This window comes from Embleya scabrispora DSM 41855, assembly GCF_000372745.1.
GTDB classification, from domain to species: domain Bacteria; phylum Actinomycetota; class Actinomycetes; order Streptomycetales; family Streptomycetaceae; genus Embleya; species Embleya scabrispora.
On the sequence record NZ_KB889695.1, the window covers coordinates 1 to 17501 of the forward strand.

Annotated in this window: 14 protein-coding genes and 1 CRISPR repeat array; all 14 genes read left to right on the forward strand. The window is 71.5% G+C overall.

Going from position 1 to position 17501, the window contains the following annotated elements; genetic code table 11:
* The first annotated feature begins 4 nt into the window (after nucleotides 1–4).
* A CRISPR array of direct repeats spans nucleotides 5–339; the repeat unit is 30 nt; unit sequence GAAGTCCCCACGCGAGTGGGGGTGAGCCGG.
* 145 nt (nucleotides 340–484) lie between these two features.
* Nucleotides 485–1435, forward strand: coding sequence for an MvdC/MvdD family ATP grasp protein (locus A3IC_RS0136595; RefSeq protein WP_020555049.1), 951 nt, complete (start codon nucleotides 485–487; stop codon nucleotides 1433–1435).
* On the forward strand, nucleotides 1432–2652 hold the full coding sequence (gene tgmC / locus A3IC_RS58565) for an ATP-grasp peptide maturase system methyltransferase (protein ID WP_020555050.1): 1221 nt from the start codon (nucleotides 1432–1434) through the stop codon (nucleotides 2650–2652). The genes A3IC_RS0136595 and tgmC overlap by 4 nt, the downstream gene beginning before the upstream one ends.
* A gap of 1208 nt (nucleotides 2653–3860) precedes the next feature.
* The gene (locus A3IC_RS0136605) at nucleotides 3861–4562 is read left to right on the forward strand and encodes a hypothetical protein (RefSeq protein ID WP_026219153.1); all 702 of its coding nucleotides are present in this window, start codon (nucleotides 3861–3863) and stop codon (nucleotides 4560–4562) included.
* Nucleotides 4559–5413 (forward strand): MinD/ParA family ATP-binding protein, encoded by an 855-nt coding sequence (locus A3IC_RS58570; RefSeq protein ID WP_020555052.1) that lies wholly within the window; start codon nucleotides 4559–4561, stop codon nucleotides 5411–5413. Before A3IC_RS0136605 ends, A3IC_RS58570 begins: the two co-directional genes overlap by 4 nt.
* Nucleotides 5403–7019 (forward strand): TadA family conjugal transfer-associated ATPase, encoded by a 1617-nt coding sequence (locus A3IC_RS0136615; protein WP_020555053.1) that lies wholly within the window; start codon nucleotides 5403–5405, stop codon nucleotides 7017–7019. The genes A3IC_RS58570 and A3IC_RS0136615 overlap by 11 nt, the downstream gene beginning before the upstream one ends.
* 5 nt (nucleotides 7020–7024) lie before the next feature.
* The gene (locus A3IC_RS0136620; protein ID WP_020555054.1) at nucleotides 7025–7951 is read left to right on the forward strand and encodes a type II secretion system F family protein; all 927 of its coding nucleotides are present in this window, start codon (nucleotides 7025–7027) and stop codon (nucleotides 7949–7951) included.
* On the forward strand, nucleotides 7948–8838 hold the full coding sequence (locus tag A3IC_RS0136625; protein ID WP_020555055.1) for a type II secretion system F family protein: 891 nt from the start codon (nucleotides 7948–7950) through the stop codon (nucleotides 8836–8838). The genes A3IC_RS0136620 and A3IC_RS0136625 overlap by 4 nt, the downstream gene beginning before the upstream one ends.
* Nucleotides 8839–8876: 38 nt before the next feature.
* Complete coding sequence (locus A3IC_RS0136630) at nucleotides 8877–9089, forward strand: hypothetical protein (RefSeq protein WP_020555056.1); 213 nt, start codon at nucleotides 8877–8879, stop codon at nucleotides 9087–9089.
* 1 nt (nucleotide 9090) lies between these two features.
* Nucleotides 9091–9510, forward strand: coding sequence for a TadE/TadG family type IV pilus assembly protein (locus A3IC_RS0136635; protein WP_020555057.1), 420 nt, complete (start codon nucleotides 9091–9093; stop codon nucleotides 9508–9510).
* A gap of 134 nt (nucleotides 9511–9644) precedes the next feature.
* Nucleotides 9645–10178 (forward strand): TadE/TadG family type IV pilus assembly protein, encoded by a 534-nt coding sequence (locus A3IC_RS0136640; protein ID WP_245599770.1) that lies wholly within the window; start codon nucleotides 9645–9647, stop codon nucleotides 10176–10178.
* 296 nt (nucleotides 10179–10474) lie between these two features.
* Nucleotides 10475–11176 carry a pilus assembly protein TadG-related protein gene (locus A3IC_RS72725; protein WP_079026909.1) on the forward strand — a complete coding sequence of 234 codons (702 nt, stop codon included), beginning with the start codon at nucleotides 10475–10477 and terminating at the stop codon, nucleotides 11174–11176.
* The gene (locus tag A3IC_RS72730; protein ID WP_040877754.1) at nucleotides 11173–15216 is read left to right on the forward strand and encodes a LysM peptidoglycan-binding domain-containing protein; all 4044 of its coding nucleotides are present in this window, start codon (nucleotides 11173–11175) and stop codon (nucleotides 15214–15216) included. Before A3IC_RS72725 ends, A3IC_RS72730 begins: the two co-directional genes overlap by 4 nt.
* A 484-nt stretch (nucleotides 15217–15700) precedes the next feature.
* Nucleotides 15701–15886 carry a hypothetical protein gene (locus A3IC_RS0136655; RefSeq protein ID WP_158696229.1) on the forward strand — a complete coding sequence of 62 codons (186 nt, stop codon included), beginning with the start codon at nucleotides 15701–15703 and terminating at the stop codon, nucleotides 15884–15886.
* Nucleotides 15887–16129: 243 nt separating this feature from the next.
* Nucleotides 16130–17149 carry an HNH endonuclease gene (locus A3IC_RS63110; protein ID WP_020555062.1) on the forward strand — a complete coding sequence of 340 codons (1020 nt, stop codon included), beginning with the start codon at nucleotides 16130–16132 and terminating at the stop codon, nucleotides 17147–17149.
* Nucleotides 17150–17501 lie beyond the last annotated feature (352 nt).

A 17501-nucleotide genomic window follows, 5' to 3' on the forward strand; every position in this document is an offset into this window, starting at 1 on the left:
CGGAGAAGTCCCCACGCGAGTGGGGGTGAGCCGGACGAGAGCGTCCGGGGCAACGACACGGTGATGAAGTCCCCACGCGAGTGGGGGTGAGCCGGCCACATACACCGACGGACCCACCCGAACCCTGAAGTCCCCTCGCGAGTGGGGGTGAGCCTCGGGGTTCGACGCTTACGTGGGCAGCCAGACCGAAGTCCCCACGCGAGTGGGGGTGAGCCGATTTCGCCGTCCGTCATGCGCGCGGTCCCGGCGAAGTCCCCACGCGAGTGGGGGTGAGCCGGGTCAATCCCCTGGCCCATCTCGCGCGGCTACGAAGTCCCCACGCGAGTGGGGGTGAGCCGGCGGACCATGACCTTGGGCCGCTTAAGCACGGCACCAACAGGCACACGGGGACTGCCAGCATGTCCGGCGGCGGCGACGGCAGCGGCCCCCAGCAGCAGTCCCAGGACGACACCGTCACCGACCACGTGCCGGACTAGGGAACCCGATGACCGGAAACCCCGTGGTGGTCGTGACCGGCAGGGACGACACGACTGCGGACTGGGTGGTCGAGGAACTGCACGACCGGCACGTGCCGGTCGTGCGGCTCGACCCCGCAGACATCGGCGAGTCCCTGATCATGGACGCGCGCATCGGCGGCGGGTCGACCACGTGGCGGGGACGGATCACGACGCCCTCCCGCGTCCTCGACCTCGCCGGGGCTCGCTCCCTCTACTACCGACGCCCCTCCCCCTACAGCGTGACCTACATGCATCTCGATCCCCCCGACGCCCTGTTCGCCGAGAACGAGGCCCGCTACGGTCTCGGTGGGGTCTTGTCCGCACTGCCGGGCTGCCTCTACGTCAACCACTCGGCGCGGATTTCCCGCGCGGAAATGAAGCCGGAGCAGTTGCAGACGGCCGCCCGGTTGGGTTTCGACATCCCCGCGACGATCGTCACCAACGATCTCGCGGCGGCAAGGGAATTCGCCGCCGGACACGGATCGATCGTCTACAAGCCCTTGCGCTCCCCGCGCATCCACGCCGGTCAGGCCCGCACCATCTGGGCGCAGGAGATCGACCCGAACGCGCTGGACGAATCCCTCGTTGCCATGCCGCACGTGCTCCAGGAACGTGTCGACAAGGTCGCCGACCTGCGCGTGACAATGATCGGCAATCGAGCGTTCGGCGTGCGCGTCGACTGCGACCTGCTCGACTGGCGATGCGCGAACGGCACGCGGGCCGAATACACCCCGATCCCGGTGCCGGACGACCTCGCCGGTCGAATGCGCGCCTATCTCGACGCCTACCGACTCGTGTTCGGCTGCTTTGACTTCGCCCTGACCGCGTCGTCGGGCCCGGTGTTCTTCGAATGCAACGCGAACGGCCAGTGGGCCTGGCTCCCCGGAGCGGACGCGATGGCCGCCGCGTTCGCGGACGTACTCCAGAAAGGACTGTGACCGTGAAGACCAGCACCGACCCCGAGGAGACACGCGCTGTGCGTGCGCGCCTCGCCGACGAGTTGGAGGCGGCCGGAGAACTCACCGACCCCGCGTGGCGCACCGCCGTGGAGAAGGTTCCTCGCGAGGCGTTCGTTCCCGGGTTCTACCGCAGCGCCGGCTTCGTCGACGGCGCGACCCGGTGGGAGCCGGTCACTGCAGCGTCCGACCCTGCGGCGTGGCTGGACGCCGTCTACAGCGACACGACCCTCATTACCCAACTCGACGGGAAGGCAACCGATTGGGCGGATCCCAAGCCGCGCGTCGGTGGGCACTTCACGTCCTCCTCGACTTTGCCGTCCCTGGTCGTGCGCATGTGGGAGGACGCGGACATCCACGACGGACACTCGCTCCTGGAGGTCGGCACGGGCACTGGGTACTCCACCGCTCTGGCCTGTGAGCGACTGGGTTCCGACCTGGTGACCTCGGTCGACGTGGACGGCTCGGTGCTGGATCGAGCCGTCGACGCGCTGAACCGGCTCGGATACATGCCGTGGGTGGCCACCGCCGACGGGCTCCAGGGATATTGGCCGGGAGCGCCCTACGATCGCATCGTCGCCGCCTGCTCGGTGCGGTGCATCCCCGATACCTGGCTGCGGCAGACCACACCCGGCGGCAGGATCCTGACGACCCTCGGCGGTTGGGGCGACGGCTACGCCCGCGTCCTGCTGACCGTCGACGGCGATCGCGCACACGGGCACCTCCTCCCGGGCACCGTGTCGTTCATGCCCGCCCGCCGCGATGCCACCCCCGCGCCGGGCAACCCCTATCACTGGGCAATGACCGCCAAGGAGGACGAGGACACGACCACCCGCGACACGATCCTGTCCCCCGTCTTCTATCGCGAAGCCACGGTGTCGGCGTTCCACGCCCGGTTCGTGGCACAACTCGCCGCCCCGACCGCGCAGATGGTCGACCCGGCGGGCTATCCCGAGGGGAGCGTGTTCCTGGTGGACACGGCAAGCGGGTCGTCGGCCGCGATCGGCCCGGACGGCGACGGCTGGACGGTCACGCAGTCCGGACCCGATCGCCTGTGGGATCGGATCGAGGATGCGGTGATGAAGTGGCGGGCAGCCGGCTCGTTCGCCATGACCGAGTTCGAGATGACGGTGCACGCAGACGAGCAGCTCATCCGGCATGCCGCGACGGGATTGAGATTCGTACTGCCGCACCTGTAGCAACCACTGACCTTCACCCGTGAGTGCGATGCGCAAGGACACCCGTCCTGCGAAGCTGGGCCCATGAGCAGCCTCTTCCACTACACGGAAGTCCCCACGCGAGTGGGGGTGAGCCGCTCTACAACCTCGCGACCTTCGTCGCCCGCGCGGAAGTCCCCACGCGAGTGGGGGTGAGCCGGCGGACTTGGACTTGAGGACGAGCTTCACGCCGAAGTCCCCACGCGAGTGGGGGTGAGCTGGCGGGCTGCGAGTCGGCCATTCTGTGGGGCGAGAAGTCCCTATGCGAGTGGGGGTGAGCCGGTCGCGGCCATCGCGCTGGTGTGGGCGGTCCTGAAGTCCCCACGCGAGTGGGGGTGAGCCGCGCTCGACCTGAGCGCGGGTTTCCGCGTTGCGGAAGTCCCCACGCGAGTGGGGGTGAGCTGGCGTGGAACGACGCGATCACGGACCCGCCGTAGAAGTCCCCACGCGAGTGGGTGAGCCGTGGTGTTCGGCGTACACGTCCACGTTCTTCGCGAAGTCCCCACGCGCGTAGGGGTGAGCCGTACAGCCACGCCACCCGCATGACCACCGGCAGTAAGTCCCCACGCCAGTGGGGGTGAGTCGACGGAGTCCCCACACGGGTGGGTGGACCGCGCTGGGAGGGGAGGCCTCGTGGTGTCGGTCGAGCCTTCCGCGTGGGCGTCGAGGGTTGTGGTGCTTCGGGTGGTTCGGGGTGTGGTCGTCGTGTGTCGGATTTGCTTCCGTGGGTTGATTTCGGCATTCAATGTGGTATCGGGGCATTGTTTCGTGTCGGTCGGCTCGCGCATATCGGACTGTTTCTTCGAGGGCGTCTCGTGGGGTTTGTGACTTTGGTTCTCCGTCGATAATTTGCCCGGATCCATGATCGTTGTTCCGGGTGGGCCTTCGGCGGTGTGGGGCAGGGCGGGCGTGGGTGGGGCTCGCCGCCTGTGTGGTGTGCCCTTGGGGGCGTTCGTGTCCGGTGGGAGTGCGGGGGTTTCGGGGGTTCATGGGGATGAGGGCCCTTTGAGGGCTTTTTCTTCGTCCCTGTCACAACCCGTTCCGCACGGGCACCTACCGAGTGTGCGGATTGCGCCACAGAACAATCGCGTCCGCATGGCTGAAACAGTATGTTGGCTTGTCCGATGGGGGAATTCTTTATGCCCATTCGGTCGCCGATGTTGTGTATCGGGATATAGGGGGAGTCTGCGTTGAAATCCGCGACGGCGCGTCGGGCTCGGGATGCGGGGGACCAGGCCGCGCCGGGGGTTTCGCTGGTGACGCCGCCCAAAGGGCTTGGGCAGCGGCGGCGGCGGCCCGGGGTGATGGCGCTGGCGGTGGCGCTGGTCGCGGTCGGTGGAGTCGGCGGGGCGGCGTTGTTCACCGCGAAGGACAAGCGGGTCGAGGTGCTGGCCGTGGCGCGGACCGTGCCCTACGGCGCGGTGGTCGCCGACGCCGACGTGCGGACCGTGATGGTGTCGGTCGGTGGTGGGGTGCAGACGGTCTCGGCCAAGGACAAGCGGGCGGTGGTGGGCAAGCGCGCCGCGGTGGAGTTGCGGCCGGACACGCTGATCGCGCGCGGGCAGGTCACCGACGCCCTGGTGTTGCAGCCGGACGAGATCCTGGTGGGGATGGCCCTGACTCCGGGGCAGTTGCCGACCACGCCGTTGCAGCCGGGGCGCAAGGTCTTGGTGGTGTCGACGCCGGGCAAGGTGTCGGACGCGGCCAAGGGGCAGACGCTGGTGTCGCCCGCGACCGTCGCCGCCACGGTGTTCGCCGTCGGTACGCCCGACCAGTCCGGGCGCGTGGTGGTCGACGTCGCCGTGCCCAAGGGCGACGCCGCGACGGTCGCCGCGCGCGCCTCGACCGAGCTCGTCGCGCTGGTGGTCCTGCAGCCGGGGGCCAGGCCGTGACGGTGGTGGCCGTGGTCGGGGGAGTGGGCGCGCCCGGTGCCACCACCACCGCGCTGGGCCTGACCCTGGCGTGGCCGCTGCGCGAGGGCCTGCGGGTGGTGCTGGTGGAGGCCGATCCGGACGGCGGCGCGGTCCTGGCCGGCGCGCTGCGCGGGCGCGTGTCGGCGCAGTACGGCCTGCACCAGCTCGGACTGGCCCACCGCCAGGGCAAGTTGGACGAGTTCTTCTTCCAGCAGCTGATCGACCTCACCGGCGGCGAACGCAACCGGCTGCTCCTGCCGGGCCTCGCCGACTTCGCCCAGGCGGCCTCGCTCGCGCACACCTGGGAGCCGCTGGCGCGTTTGCTCGCCTGGCTCGAGGGCCCGGACATCCCGCACGACGTGGTGGTGGACCTGGGCCGCTCGGGCACGTTGGGCTCCTCCGCCGTCCTGGCCCGCAAGGCCGACGTGGTTCTGGTGGTCGCGCGCGGGACGCTGCGTTCGGCCACCGCCGCCCGGGTTCGCGTCGAGGCGCTGCGCCGGGACCTGGACGCGAACGGCACCGGCGCGGACGCGATGGGACTGGCCGTCGTGGAGGGCCCGGACTACCCGGCGGGCGAGGTCGCGAAGCTGTTGGGCCTGCCGTTGTTGATGTCGCTGCCGTGCGACACGCGTACCGCGGAGGCGTTGTCCGACGGTCGCGGCGAGGTGGACAAGCGGGCCATGCGTTCGCGGCTGATGCGCCAGATCGCCTCCGGGGCGGACGAGATCCTGTCGCAAGCCCGGGCCCGCAAGGTGCGTCTGTGGCTGCCCGGCGGCGGGTCCGAATCGGGCTTCGACTCGGGATCGGGGGAGCAGTCCCGTGTTGGGTAACGCCTCGCCCCTGCATCACCGTCCCAGTCCCGACGACACGCCCCAGCCGCCCGCGCCCGCCGCGCCGTCGGCGCCGGCCCAGGCCCCCGTCCCGTCACCGGCCCCGATCACCGCCGCCGCATGGACGACCGCGCTTCTCACCGGACCCGTCTCGACTCCTCGTGCCGGCCCCGCGACCGCCGCCGGGAGTGGCACCGCGAACGGCAACGCCGGTGCGGCGGCCATCGGCCCCGCCCTCGGCGCCAATGCCCCTCAATTGGTTCTGGACCTGGCCGCCGTCCGCGTCCTGCGCGAACGCGCCGCCGAACGCCTCCACGAACAGGACCGCGCCCGCCCGGGTCTGCCCGAGGCGGACCGCGAACAACGCGGACGCGCGCTGATCGCGCAGGTCGTCGCCGAATGGGCGGACGTGACCGCGCGCGAACGGGGCACCGCCACCACCCCCGTCGAGGACCGCGCCTACACCCGCGCCGTCTTCGACTGGATCTTCCGCGCCGGGCCGCTGGAGCCCTACCTCAACGACGACGCGGTCGAGAACATCCTGATCAACGGCTACGACACGGTGTGGGTGGACTACGCCGACCGTCCCCGCCGCAGGGTCGCGCCGCTGACCGCCTCGGACGACGAACTGCGCGAGCTGCTGCGCAATCTCGCCCGTCGCAGCGGCGCGGGCGAGCGCACGCTGTCCACGTCCTCGCCGTTCCTGGCGCTGCGCCTGCCCGACGGTTCGCGGCTGCAGGCGGTCATCGAGGTCACCCAGCACACCTGCGTGACCATCCGCCGGCACCGGGTCAAGACCGTCACCCTCGACGATCTGGTCGCGTGGGGCACCCTCGAACCCGTCCTGGCGCGGTTCCTGGGCGCGTTGATTCGCGCCAAGAAGAACGTGATCATCTGCGGCACCCAGGGTGTCGGCAAGACCTCCCTCCTGCGCGCGCTGGCCCGTGAGATCCCCGCGAGCGAGCGGGTGGGCACGTTGGAGAGCGAGTATGAGCTGTTTCTGCACGAACTCGGCCATCTCGAACAGGTGATCGCGTTCGAGGCCCGCGAGGGCAACGGCGAACGCGGCAACGACGGCCGTTCCGCCGGCGAGATCACCATCGGCGACATGATTCCGCCGGCCCTGCGGATGACGCTCTCCCGGATGATCGTCGGCGAGGTCCGCTCCAGCGAGATCGTTCCGATGTTGCGGGTGATGACCAACGGCGAGGGCGGCTCGATGTGCACCCTCCACGTCCGCGAACCGCACATGATCTTCGACCGGATCGCCGAACTCTGCCTGGAGTACGGCCAACACATGAGCGACCGCCTCGCCTACCGGCTGGCCGCGAACGCCGTCGACTACCTCGTGTTCGTCCGCATGATCGACGAGAGCGGGATCGGCGGACGCCGGCACCGTTTCGTTTCGCACGTCCTGCAGATGGCCGGCATGGGGGAGAACGGCCGCCCGGCCACCAACACGGTGTTCGGTCCGCGCGGCGAGGACCCTCGGGCGGTACCGCTCACCGCGCCCACCGACGCCGCGGCCCTGCGCCGGGCGGGCTTCGACCCGCTGTGGCTCAATGCCGCCCCGCAATGGGCGCCGATGCACCTCGTGGGGGGTTGACCGACATGGACGCACAGGCCCTGTGGGCGGGGGTGTGCACGGCGGTGGTCACCGCCGGACTGGTCCTGCTGTGGTGGGGGTGGCGCGGCACCGAGGGCGAACGCCCTCCGCGGCCCGGTCGTGCCCGCCGGGTACGGGCGCCGCTGTCGCCCGCGGCCGTTCGCGCCCGCAACGTGCGCCGCGTTGCCGCGGGTGTGGCCGGCGTCGCGGCGTGGCTGCTCACGGGCTGGCTGGTCGCGGTCGCCTTGGTGCCCGTCGCGGTACTGGGGTGGCCCTGGTTGATGGCCCCCACCCGTGCCGACTACACCGGCATCGACCGGCTCGACGCCCTCGCCGAGTGGACCAGGCGCCTGGCCGACCTCGTCGAGCTCGGCGCCGGTCTGGAGAACGCCATCCTCACCTCGCGCGGCACCTGTCCGGCTCCGATCGAGTCGGAGGTCGGCGACCTCGTCTCGCGCCTGCAGGCCCAATGGCGGCCCGCCGACGCCCTGTATCGCTTCGCCGACGCCTTTCAGGACGCCACCGCCGACAAGATCGCCGCCGCGCTGATCCTGCGTGCCGACGACCGCGGTCCCGGACTGGCCCTGGCGCTGCGGGACTTCGCCACGACCGTGCGCGAGGAGGTACGCCAGCGTCGCTCGATCGAGGCCGACCGCGCGAGCGCCCGTGCCACGGTCCGCTGGATCACCTACCTCACCGTCGCGATGGGTGGCCTGATGGCGTTCAACCGCGACTACGCCAAGCCGTACGCCAGTGCCGTCGGTCAGACCTCCCTGGTCGTGCTGATGGCGTGCTTCACCGGCGTCCTGTTGTGGATGCGGTCGGTGACCGCGTACAAGCCCGCGCCGCGGATCCTGGTCCACGACGACCGCAGCGTCGTCACCGTCGTCCCCCCGGCCGACACGGTCGCCGTGCCGGAGGCCGTGCGATGATCTCCACCTGGTATCTGATTCCGGGCGCCCTGGTCGGCGCGGGCATCGCCCTGCTGATCCGCGAACTGCGTCCCGCCCCACCGGACTTGACGGCCGCCGCCGAACGTCTGACGGGCCGGCCCACCGCCGCCGCCCTCGCCGCGCGCGACACCGGCACCGGCAGCGCGTTCGGCGACGTCCTGGCCCGGTTGGCCCAGCGAGTGCCCGGCGTCTCCGTCCCGCACACCCGCCTGGCCCTGGTCGGCCAGAGCGCCGGCGATCACCTGCGGACCAAGGCCGCGATGGGTCTGCTCGGTCTGCTTCTGCCGGTCCTGTTCTCCACGGCCGTGAGCATGCTCGGCATCACGCTGCCGTTCGTCGTGCCCGTCGGCGCGTGTCTGGTGCTGTGCGTCGTGATGTGGCAGACCCCCGACCGTGAACTCGCGGTCAAGGCCAAGGCCGCCCGGGTGGAGTTCCAGCATGCCGCCGCCACCTACCTCGACCTGGTCGCCCTGCAACGCGCCGGTGACGCGGGCCCCGCGGAGGCCCTCGAACACGCCGCGCAGGTCGGCAACGGATGGGCCTTCCTGCGGATCCAGGACGCGCTCGCCCGTGCCCGCGCGCACGGCGCCGATCCCTGGCAGGCGCTGCGCGACCTCGCCGGCGACCTCGACCTGCCCGAACTCGCCGACGTCGCCGACATCATCGAACTCGCCGGCGTCGAGGGCGCCGCCGTCTACGGCACCCTGCGGGCCCGGGCCGCCGCGCTGCGCACCGAACTGCTGTCCGCGGAGCACGAACGCGCCAACACCGACTCGGAACGCCTGGTGGTGCCGGGCACCGTCCTGGTGATCCTGCTGACGATCTTTTTGGGCCTGCCGGCCATCCTCCAGATCGTCGCGATCTGAGCCCCGGCCCGCCACCGAACAACCCACGGAGGGACCCCATGTACAACACCGCGCTCCACTTCGCCCTGACCTTCGCGCTGACCGTGCGCGACCGCTACCGGCGCAAGGTCGAGGAGGAAGGCTCCGACGCGGGGTTGACGAGCCTGGAGGTCGCCCTGATCGCCGCCGGGGTGGGTGTTCTGGCGGTGGGGCTGATCGCCGTCATCACGAAGGTCGTGAACGGGAAGATCAGCATCATCAATGGGTTCTGACATGTTTCACCCGCTTCGCCGCGTCCGTCGCCGCTATCGGGGGCTGGAACCGGACGCCGGGACCACCTCGCTGCAACTGGCCATCCTGATGCCGGTGGTGCTGACCCTGATCCTGGTGACCCTGCAGGGCTGCCTGTGGTGGTTCGCCCGCGAGGCGGCGCTGGCCGCCGCTCGCGAGGGTGTCGAATCCGGCCGGGCCTATCGGATCGGCGGCACGCAAAGCGCCGCGGAACGCGCCCGGCAGGCCGCCGACAACCTGGGCCTGCGCGACCCGAGCGTGTCCACGTCGGGGAGCACCGCCGACACGGTGCGGGTGCGAGTCACCGCCAAGTGCCTGTCGATCGTGCCGCTGCTGCCAGACATCACCATCGCCCAGGACGCGCAGGCGCCGGTAGAACAGTGGAGTCCGTTCGTCCCATGACACCTGGTCGCCCCGTGATATCCGACCGCCTTATGCCACGGCGCCGTTCCCGGGGACCGGAGAGGAGGACGACACTCGTGTCGGCCGACCGCTTTCGCCCGCGCGACGACCGGGCCCGAGGTGAGGCCGCTTCCGTGACCGTGCCCGTGGTCGCCCCCGCCCCCGCGAGTGCGCCCGTGGCCGTCTTCGCGGCTGTCCCCGCGACCGCCCGCGTGTCCGCGTCGGCGCGGCGCGCTCGCGTGGATGGTCGTGATACCGGCTCGGTCACCCTCGAAGTGGCTATCCTGGTCCCGGCGTTGCTCGCCCTGCTGCTGCTGGGCGTGCTGGCCGGACGGGTCACCCTGGCGGGATCGGCCGTGGACGCCGCGGCGAAGGCCGCCGCCCGCGCCGCGACCTCGGCCCGAACGGCCGGTGACGCCCAGAGCCGAGCAGTCAGCGCCGCGGGCGCCACGTTGTCCCAGCAGGGACTGCACTGCGCGAGCACCACGGTCACCGTGGACACCTCCGGCTTCGCTGCGCCCGTGGGCAGCGTCGCCTCGGTCACCGCGACCGTCACCTGCCGCCTCCCGCTCGGGGACCTCGCCGCGCCCGGCCTGCCCAACTTGGGGACCAAGTCGATGACTTCCACGTTCGTGTCCCCGCTGGACACCTATCGGGCGCGGGGATGAGCGGCGCAACGCTCGCGGGCGGGCGCGGGGGCCACGAGGATTTCGGCCGGGTCGGTGGGATTGACGCGGCTTCGGCCGGGGCTGGTGGGCCGGACCCGGCCATTGCCGGCTCCGGCGGGCCGAAAGCTGCTTCCCGTGAGCCGGGCGGGTTCGGCAACACGTGTGCTCGGGTCGGCCGGACCGGCGCCGTTTGCGCCGAGGCGGGTGGGGCGGGCGCGGCATCCGCGAGGGTGGGCGGGACCGATCCGATGTCCGACCGAGCGGGCGGGGCCGGCACCGCCCCCGCCCCCGCCCGGATGGGCGCCGGAGTTGACAGGATCGACACCGTTTCCGCTGGGTCGGGCGCGATTGATACCGCTTCCGTTCGGGGCGGCGGTATCGACCTCGCCTCCGCGAACGCGCGGGGGCGGCGCCGCGAACGCGCCGTTGCGGGCCGTGTCGATGTTGCCCCCGCGAACGTGGGCGAGCTCGGCGAACCGGCCGCCGGCTCGGAGGCTGGGAAGCGGCCCGGATCGCGAACACGCCACGCGGTATCCGAGCCACGGTCGCCGGCGGGATGGCGAAGGCCCCGGGGCGTACCGGACGAGGGCAGCGTCAGTCTGCTCTTCGCGGGTGTCGCCATCGCGGTCCTGTTGTTGATCGCGCTGGTCGTCGACGGCGGTGGCCGACTGCGCGCCGCCCAACGCGCGGACAGTCTCGCGGCCGAGGCGGCGCGCGCCGCGGCGCAGGCCATCGATCCGGCCGCCGCCATGCAGGACGGCGCGGTCCGGATGAGCCCCGACTCCGGGGTACCGGCCGCGACGGCCCGTGCCTACCTGGCCCGCGCGGGCGCGAGCGGCACTGTGTCGATCGGCGCCGACCGGGTCACGCTCACCGTCACCGTCACCGTTCCCTTCAAACCCGTCTTCAGCGGGATGCTCACCGACGGATCCGTCTCCGCCACCGCGCGGGTCACCCTCGTCCACGGCGTCATCGCACCGGAGGGCAACACATCATGAACGCCACCCGTCCCACCCCCGACCGCCGGCCCCGCGCCCCTATCGCGCCCCTGCGGGCCCTGGCAAGTCTGGTGGCGCTGGCCGCGGTTCTGGCCGCGATGCCCACTGTCCTGTTCCTGGCCACCCGTACCCTTGCCCCTCGCTTCCCCGACCGTGACGACCTCACCTTCGAGGCGCTCCTGGAGCGGCCCGCCGACGCCGGCGTCGCCTACGTCGCCGCGCTCGCGGTGGGCTGGCTCGCGTGGGCGATCCTGGCCGGCTCCGTGCTCTGGGAGATCCCGGCTGCGCTGCGCGGCCGCACCCGTCGGGCGGTACGCGGATTCCGCTGGAGCCAACGTCTGGCCGCGTTCCTCCTCGGCGGCTTGGCCCTGACCATGTCCGGCGGGCCCGCCTTGGCCGCGCACGCCGCCCCGGTGGCCGCCGCGTCCGCGCCCGCCGGCGTGGAGACGACCGCGCAGGCAGCGCCCGCCGCGCCTGCCGTCGCCCGAGGCAGCGCCGCCCCGACCGGAGCCACGTATACCGTCCAACGCGGTGACACCCTGTGGGACATCGCCGAACGCACCCTGGGCGACGGCGCCCGCTGGCACGAGATCGCCGAACTCAACGACGGCCGCGACATGGGGGACGGGCACACCTTCCGGGCGGCCGACGACATCGACGTCGGCTGGGTTCTGCGGATGCCGGCCGGTGCCCGCGCCACCACGCCGGCCGCCGCGCCCGAGAGCGCCGACCCCGTCGCCCCCGCGCAAGGACCCGCCGTCGACGCGCCCCGAACCGTTACCGTGCGTTCGGGCGACACCCTCTCCGCCATCGCCCAGCGCGAACTGGGCGACCCCGACTGGACGTCGCTGTTCGAGGCCAATAGGGACCGGTCGCAGCCGGACGGAGGTGCGCTCACCGACCCCGACGTGATCGAGACCGGGTGGGTGCTGAACCTGCCGACGGCCTCGGACGCGCAGGCCGCTCCTGCCGCGCCGGCCGCTCCGGACACGACGCAAGCCCCTCCTGCGGCAGTTCCGGAAGCCGTGCCCGGCGCGCCTTCGACACGTGCGGCAGACCCCGGCGAGGCGCCTGGTGCGGGGGGCGCCACCGCGGCACCGTCCGAGCAGACACCGCGCGCTCAGACGCCGCCGGCCCAAGTGCCGCCCGCTCAGGTCCCGCAGACCCGGATTCCGCCCGCTCAGGTGCCGCCCGCCCAGCCGCCCGGTGAAAAGCCTCCGGTTGCCGACGTGCCGGCGCCCCCCGCACAGGACCCCGGCGCCCGACAGCCCGCGCCGGCCGAAACGGCCCAGGCACCATCACCGGCGTCCACGGGTGCGCCCGCGACGCAACCACCCGCTACGGCCGACGCCCCCGCGCCGCCGGCACAGTCCGCAGCGCCCGCCGGCGTCGACGGCGATGACGACGGTGACGGGACTTCGTCCCCGGTCCCGATCGGCATCGGCGTCGGCGCGCTGGCCGGTGCCGGACTGATCGCCGCCGTGGGGGTGCGCCGACGACTCCAGCAGCGTGAACGTCGCGCCCACCGGCGCATCGCCCTGCCCGCCCCGGGCCCGGCAGCGTACGAGCAGCGGCTGCGCGCGGCGGAACGACCCGAAGGCGCCGAGTTCCTCGACCTGGCCCTGAGCACGCTGGGCATCGAACTCGCCGACGTGGGCCGCACGATGCCCGCCTTCACCACCGGCCACCTCACCGTCGCCGGCCTCGAACTGCGCCTGCGTACCGCCGAACCGCCCATCGCACCCTTCAACGCCGTCGACGGCGACACCACCCGCTGGTTCTGCCCGGTCGACGCACCTTTGGGCGGCCCCGAGCGCGCGCGGGTCTTGCCCGCCCCCTGCCCGGCCCTGACCCCGATCGCGCGAACGGGCATCGGGGAGGTCCTCCTGGACCTGGAGTCCTGCCCGGTCACCCTCCTCGACGGCACCCCCGAGGAGCAGCGGCGGATTCTGCGCACCCTGGCCGTCGCCCTGCTGACCGGGCCCCGGAGCGAGGATGTCTCGGTCACCGTCGTCGGCCTCGACGACGACCTCGACTCCCTGCCCGGACAACGGGTCTTCCGCGCCGCCTCACCCGCCGAGGCCCTGTCCCGCCTGGCCGGCTGGCACGACGAGTGCACCGAGGTCCTGGCCCGCGAGTACACGCCCTCGGCCCGAGCGGCCCGTACCATCGGCGCGGCCCCCGACACCTGGCCCCCGGAGATCGTGCTGTCCCGAGAGCCCTTGGACGCCGACGCGATCACCGCGCTGCGGCGCCTGGAGGAACACGACACCCGTACCGCCTGGGCCGTCGTCGCGCCCGCTCCCACCGATGTCGAGACGTCCGAGCACTGGTACACCCTGCCAGCCGGCCCCGACCCGAGCACGCTGCCGGGCATCGACGGCGATGTCACCGTCCACCGGCTTTCCGACGAGGAACTCGTCGCCCTGGTGGGGATCTTCACCGCCGCAGCGGATACCACGGGTCAGCCCGCGCCGCCGCCGGAGGACGACGAGGCAGCCGGGGACGTGGGTGCGGAGACACCGCCGAGCGTCTCGACGGTACCCCCTGCGACGGCCGCGGCAGGCGGAGCCTTGGCCGCCGAGGCGCCCGGACGCGGTTCCGTCACCGTGACGACGTACGGCGGGCCTCCCCGCGACGGCGGCGCCGCGGCGGCCCATGGCGCCCCTACCGCGGTGCCCACGTTCCCGCTTCCGGTGGGTCCGATGTCGGCGACTTTGCCCGCGAAGCCCTCGTACAGCCCGACCATCGGGGTCGCACCGCCCGCCGGGAACGACGGCGACGCGGGTTCGGCGGGTGACGTCGGCGCCACCGGCGATCCGGGTCCGGTGGAGAACGACCTCGGTGTGCAGGGGACGGAGCGCGCGACGGTCGCTGCGGGCGAGCCCGTTCCTCCGGCCGAGCCGGAGGGGGACCCCGGGGCAACCGACCCTACGGAAGCCTCCGCCTCCGTTTCCACCACCGCGTCGCCGTCCGTCGCCCCGTTCAGGTCCTTTCTCGGATCCACCGAGCCCGATCCCACGAATGACGGCGGAGCGCCGGACGTCGACCCGACATCAATCCCGGCGCTGCCCAACGAAGGCGACCACGCCGACGTCAGCGCCTGGTTGGACTCCTTGCCCACCCCCGACGACGAGGACGCCGCCTGGGCGCAGGCATGGGAGGAGACGATGGCCGAGACCTCCTCGAGGATCCTGCCCACGATCTCCTCCTCCCCAAAACCGTCGGGGTCAGCGTCCGCGGAGGCCCAACCGGGGCTGTCCGGTGTGCCCGCCCTGCCTCACATCGGACCGGAGATCCGCGTGCTGGGACCGGTCGAGATCGTCGGTGTGGGCGATCCGGCCGAGGCCAGCAAACGCGCCCGCCTCACCGAACTCGCCGCGTTCCTCGTGCTCAACCCGGGCTTGGGCCACAACGACGTCGACGCCGCGATCTGGCCCGACAGCGGCTCCGCCACCAACCGCCACACCGCGATGAGCAAGCTCCGCCGGTGGCTGGGTGGCAACCCCGACGGAGAGCCGTACCTGCCGATGATCGGCGACGCCGGTTACCGCTTCGCCCCGGGAGTGACCTGCGACTGGATCCGCTTCCAGCGCCTGGCACGCAAGGGCATGCGGCTGGGCCCGCTGGGTGGCCCCGACCTGACCACCGCGCTGTCGCTGGTGCGTGGACGCCCGTTCGGCGGAACCAGCCCCCGCCGCTACATCTGGGCGGAATACCTGCGTCAGGACATGACGTCGTCGATCGTCGATGTGGCCGCACGCCTGGGCGAACTGCGCCTGCGCGACGGGGACGTCCGCGGTGCGAAGCTCGCCCTGAGCAAGGGCCTCGAGGTCTGCCCCGAGTCCGAGATGCTCTACCGTTTGATGTTCCGTGCCGCCTACCTCTCCGGCGACATCGACGAACTCGAGGCGTACGCCGCCCGCCTCAACCGCCTGCTCGACGATCTCGGCTGCGACATGGAGGACGACACCATCCACCTCCTTCGCTCCCTCCTGGAAGCCCGCCGCAGAAGCGCCAACTCCCGGGCTGCGGGATAGAGGGGCAGCCACCGTCGACGATCCACCAAACCGACCCGGAGAGGCCTTCCGAAGGAGGCACGCATGAACCCTCGACGGAGAAGCCCAATCAGGCAAGCCATCGCCTGATTACCCCGCGTTCCGATCACGGATCGGTAACGACCTCAAAGCGCCGCAGGTCAGCAAGGGAAGTCCCCACGCAGGTGGGGGTGAGCCGTCGCCGGGACCGATCAACCCCAGAAGCGGTCCGAAGTCCCCACGCAGGTGGGGGTGAGCCGGTGTCGATGGCGGAACCGGCCGCATGCGGCATGAAGTCCCCACGCAGGTGGGGGTGAGCCGGAGCGCAACCAACACTCGAAGAGCGACGCACAGAAGTCCCCACGCAGGTGGGGGTGAGCCGCCGGACCCGGCTTGATCTTGTTCGGCTAGCACAGTGCCCGCTTGCTCCGGGGCGGTTCGGTGAAAGCCCGTCGGGTCCTTGCGGACCACCGCTGGCATCCGCCGGGTGCCAGTGGAATCACGGTACGCCCTGGGCAGCAAGGCCCCGCTGCTGGACTGCGTTACGGAGCCGAAGCGTGCGGCGATGCTCACCGCAGTGATGCGGCATCTTGAGGCGAAGGCGATCGACGAGGCGCTGGAGGGACCCCGAGCCGGGCGGCTGCCCGGCAAGACGGTGGTCCTCGCTCCCTGACCGCACCCGACCCGGGCCGTCCGCTGTTCGCTCTCCCGCCGGCGGGCGGCCCGGAAGCGCGCGACGAATCCGAAGTTCGCACAGCCAAGGCGTCGACTGTCGACGGGAGTTGCCTTGCCTCGAAGTCGAATATCGGTGTGCGCAAGGTAAATTGGGCTTTCGCGCAGAGACCACACTTTCGCTCCGACCACCCCGACCACATTGCCCCGGTCGGGGTTTCGGCCTTTCCGAAGGGGTTCTTCCGTGAGCACGTTCAACACCTCCTCGCCCGTACCCATTGCCTTGCCGGCGGTTGTCCTCACAGGACGAGGCACCGCCGCCGTCGGCGGACCCAAGAACTTCGCGAAGTCGATCCAGGAGGGCGTGCGGCTCGCCACGCTCCGCAAGCCGGGGAAGGACGCCGGTAGGCTCACCAAGCTCTATCCGGCCGGTACCGCGTACCTGTGGGGGGCGACCCCGACGGACCAGACCGGCAACCGGAAGGCCCTCGCACTGGCCACGCGCTCCGCCGGCGATCGTGTGCTCTTCTACGCCGAGGGCGAGATCATCGCCCAAGCCACCATCCTGGACTGTTTCGACAACGAGGATCTGGCCACGGAGATCTGGGGCCTCGACGCGAAGACCGGCAAGACGTGGAAGCACATCATGGCCCTCACCAACGTCGACGAGTTCGACCCCGGCCTCGATTCTGGGCCCATATTGATACCGCTCATAGGTCGCCGCGACGTGCGCACGCTCGAGCGACGCACCGCCGTCGAGTTTGCGCGGGTCGCCCACCTCTTGGAACGGGAAGCCGACGATCCCGCGGGTCTCCTTGTCCCGACGCGGACCGACGCCGGTCACGGCGAGGTCGTACAGACCGTCCGCACCGCGTACAGCGGGACCCGGGTCAAACGCGACACCAAGGTCTCCGCGCGGGTCAAGGAGATGTACAGCAACGCGTGCCAGGTATGTGGCGACGTCATGTACGCGCTCGACGTTCCGCGAAGCATCGGCGCGCACATCCGCGGCCTCGGCGCGCCTCACAACGGGCCGGATCACATCTCGAACATCCTGTGCCTGTGCGGCAAGTGCCACGCCGAGTTCGACTGGTGCACCTTCCACATCGCCCGAACCCCCACCGGATCACTCGCCGTCTTCGACACGCTCACTCGCGCACGGCGCGGTGATCTGCGTGTCGTCGAAGGCCACGCGATCGACGAGCGATACACGCGCTACCACCGGGACTGGTGCCTGGACGAAGCCGCTCGGAGGAAGGCCTGACACGACGTTCGTCCGCGAACGCGTTCACACGGCTTGGGAACAGCGGCTCCCAGCGGCGGAGTCCCGGAGCTGCCGGCTGTGGATCGCGGGACACCGCGCGGCCTTGAGGCATATGGGGTGTCATGAGGGCGACCTCGATCGCCCTCGGCCAGGAGCTTTGGACCGTCCACCGCGTGGTGCCCCCGTCGTGTTGCCGGTAGTGATCGGGCGTCCACACCCGTTGGGGAAGGCGCGTCGCAGGGGGCGTCTTGGCCTGCGGCAGGGGCTTTGGTGTCGGGGTGTGAGACAGCCGCCGTCACCCCGCAACAGGTCCACGTGTCGGCGTGGCGTCGTCGTCGTGTAGGCGGCCAGG

Excerpts from the sequence above, each read along its gene's own strand:
- A3IC_RS72730 (WP_040877754.1), top strand. The coding sequence starts at position 11,173 with ATGAACGCCACCCGTCCCACCCCCGACCGCCGGCCCCGCGCCCCTATC.
- A3IC_RS0136620 (WP_020555054.1), top strand. The coding sequence starts at position 7,025 with ATGGACGCACAGGCCCTGTGGGCGGGGGTGTGCACGGCGGTGGTCACC.
- A3IC_RS0136635 (WP_020555057.1), top strand. The coding sequence starts at position 9,091 with ATGTTTCACCCGCTTCGCCGCGTCCGTCGCCGCTATCGGGGGCTGGAA.
- A3IC_RS0136595 (WP_020555049.1), top strand. The coding sequence starts at position 485 with ATGACCGGAAACCCCGTGGTGGTCGTGACCGGCAGGGACGACACGACT.
- A3IC_RS72725 (WP_079026909.1), top strand. The coding sequence starts at position 10,475 with ATGGGCGCCGGAGTTGACAGGATCGACACCGTTTCCGCTGGGTCGGGC.
- A3IC_RS0136630 (WP_020555056.1), top strand. The coding sequence starts at position 8,877 with ATGTACAACACCGCGCTCCACTTCGCCCTGACCTTCGCGCTGACCGTG.
- A3IC_RS0136625 (WP_020555055.1), top strand. The coding sequence starts at position 7,948 with ATGATCTCCACCTGGTATCTGATTCCGGGCGCCCTGGTCGGCGCGGGC.